Source organism: Actinoplanes sp. ATCC 53533, from assembly GCF_003947245.1.
Genome location: NZ_QHHV01000665.1, coordinates 1 through 554, shown reverse-complemented (window position 1 = coordinate 554; position 554 = coordinate 1). Strand labels below are relative to the sequence as shown.

Genomic DNA, 554 nt, shown 5'->3' with positions numbered 1-554 from the left:
GGTGCCGAAAACCTCATCCACGCTGGTCACAGTCATCTTGATCACCGAGGCCAGGAGGCAGGTGCCGACACGGATCCTCTCGGCTGAATCGCGACGGTGCTCTACGTCGAGCACTGCGCGACGATGACGAGTGTGCTGTTTCGACTGGCCTACCTCGGCGTGACCAACGCCCTCGCGCTGCTACGGCTGCTACCGATGAGCGACGGCGACAAGGACGCCGAGATCCTCGCGCTCCGGCACCAGATCATGGTCCTCGAGCGACAGCTGTACGGCGCCCGGCCCCGGTTCACCCCAGCCGATCGGGCCTGGCTGGCAGCCCTGCTGTACCCGCTACCACGAACCGTACTGGACCGTCTGCGGCTGCTGGTATGCCCGGAGACGGTCCTACGCTGGCACCGGGACCTGATCGCCCGCCGGCACGCCCGGATCTCCCGGCCCCGCCAGATCGGGCGACCACGAACGATCCAGTCGATCCGCACGTTGGTGCTGCGCCTGGCCCGAGAGAACAGCAACTGGGGCTACCGCCGCATCCACGGCGAACTGCTCGTGCTGGG

The 554-nt window shown here is 67.3% G+C and carries 1 pseudogene; it reads left to right on the top strand.

The features are described 5' to 3' along the window. Positions 1-132: 132 nt before the first annotated feature. A pseudogene (locus DMB66_RS60535) lies at positions 133-554 on the top strand (integrase); the annotation flags it as partial.